Below are 1,586 nucleotides of genomic sequence, written 5' to 3'. Positions count from 1 at the left end.
GCCGCCGCCCTGCCGACGCGGCGTGAAACACCCGGGCCGGCCCGGCGTTGACGGTCATCGGCGCCGTCTTCGGCGCCTCGTGACGCAGGAGTTGCCCCGATGACCGACGACCACAAGACGCCGAAGGGCGCGGACAAGCCGGGGTTCCAGCAGGGCAGCGCCAAGCCCGGCGACGAGACGAACCCCGCCAACCGGCAGGACAAGCTGAACGAACGCCTCGACGACGCCCTCGAGGAGACGTTCCCGTCGAGCGACCCGGTCTCGGTGAAGATCACCAAGTAGTTCGATTCGCGAAAAGATGTCGGGCCGGTGCGCGTGAGGCGCGCCGGCCCTTTTTCGTAGGCTTCCCGCAGGATGCGAAGTGCGTGTTCAGCGCCCGCGCAGGAAGAAGAACCAGATCAGGAGGATGACGGGGATCGGGATCCCGATGAGCCACAGCAGGCCGCCGGTCAGCATGTCATTCTCCTCTGAGTTGCATACGGAGAACCGGGCGATCCGGAAAACCGTTCCGGCGTGCGGAAAGCGCCGCGATCCCCACACGCCGTCCCCCTTGCGCTGGACGCCGGACGCACGATCCTGTTTCATCGGAACAAAGCAGCATCCGGGGGGCATGCCATGGCCGACGATCCGCACGCGCAGGGCCGCCTTACGCGGGCGTCCAGCTTCGTCTTCCTGCACACCGAGCACGCGATCTACGCGGCGCTCGGCCTGCTCCTGGCCTTCACGGCGCTGATCGCGCTGATCGACGCCGTCGGGCTCACATGGGAAGCGGTGCGCTCCCTCGGCGGGGCCACGCAGACGCTGGAAGTTGTCGACCGGCTGCTGTTCCTGCTGATGCTGGTGGAGATCCTGCACACGGTGCGGGTCTCGATGCGCTCGGGCCGGCTCACCTGCGAGCCGTTCCTGATCGTCGGGCTGATCGCCTCGATCCGGCGGGTGCTGGTGATCACCCTGCAATCCTCCGAGATCATGCACGGCAAGGATTGGTCGCCGGAGAAGGCGGCCCTGTTCCAGGCCTCGATGATCGAGCTCGGCGTCCTCGCCGGCCTGATCCTCACCATGGTGGCCTCGATCTTCCTGCTCCATCGCGCCCGCGACGACGACAAGCCGGCCGGCGAGGAGACGGACACGCTCTGACGCGGCGGCGCGGTAACCGGCACGGCGCGGGCGCGAATCACCGGCATCTGCCCGTTTCCGGAGATTGGCCATGCGATCCATCACGCGATCCACCCTGCGCCGCACGATCCCGCTCGCGCTCCTCGCCGCCCTAATCGGCTCTTTCGCCGGCACACGCGCCGTCGCCGCCGGACGGCCGGTGGTGGTGGAGCTGTTCACCTCGCAGAGCTGCTCGTCCTGCCCGCCGGCCGAGGCGCTGCTCGGGCAGCTCGCCGGCGAGGGGCGCGAGGTTCTGCCGCTCGCCTTCCACGTCACCTACTGGGATCACCTCGACTGGCGCGACACCTACGCCCTGCCCGCCGCCACCGCCCGGCAGGCGGCCTACGCGAAAAAGCTCGGCGGCGGGTCGTACACGCCCGAGGCGGTGATCGACGGCCGGGTCGGGCTCGTCGGCTCCGACGCCGGCGCGG

The 1,586-nt window shown here is 69.3% G+C and carries 4 protein-coding genes; 3 read left to right on the top strand and 1 reads right to left on the bottom strand.

The annotated features are described in order from the left end of the window. Positions 1-99: 99 nt before the first annotated feature. Positions 100-282 (top strand): hypothetical protein, encoded by a 183-nt coding sequence (locus FV222_RS25535; protein ID WP_147754504.1) that lies wholly within the window; start codon positions 100-102, stop codon positions 280-282. Positions 283-369: 87 nt separating this feature from the next. Here the strand turns inward: FV222_RS25535 and FV222_RS25530 are convergent, their stop codons facing one another. Beyond that, the gene (locus tag FV222_RS25530; protein ID WP_147754505.1) at positions 370-633 is read right to left on the bottom strand and encodes a hypothetical protein; all 264 of its coding nucleotides are present in this window, start codon (positions 631-633) and stop codon (positions 370-372) included. Between FV222_RS25530 and FV222_RS25525 the strand changes: the two genes are divergently transcribed. Beyond that, positions 616-1,137 (top strand): phosphate-starvation-inducible PsiE family protein, encoded by a 522-nt coding sequence (locus FV222_RS25525; protein WP_147754506.1) that lies wholly within the window; start codon positions 616-618, stop codon positions 1,135-1,137. The two genes, FV222_RS25530 and FV222_RS25525, sit on opposite strands and share 18 nt — an antisense overlap. A 70-nt stretch (positions 1,138-1,207) precedes the next feature. After that, positions 1,208-1,586: DUF1223 domain-containing protein (locus tag FV222_RS25520; protein ID WP_147815956.1), on the top strand; the 379-nt coding region annotated here is incomplete at its 3' end.

It is taken from the genome of Methylobacterium sp. WL103 (assembly GCF_008039885.1).
In the GTDB taxonomy this organism is placed as follows: Bacteria; Pseudomonadota; Alphaproteobacteria; order Rhizobiales; family Beijerinckiaceae; genus Methylobacterium; species Methylobacterium cerastii.
Note: the sequence above shows the minus strand (reverse complement) of the source record. Positions and strands in the feature narration are given on the sequence as shown.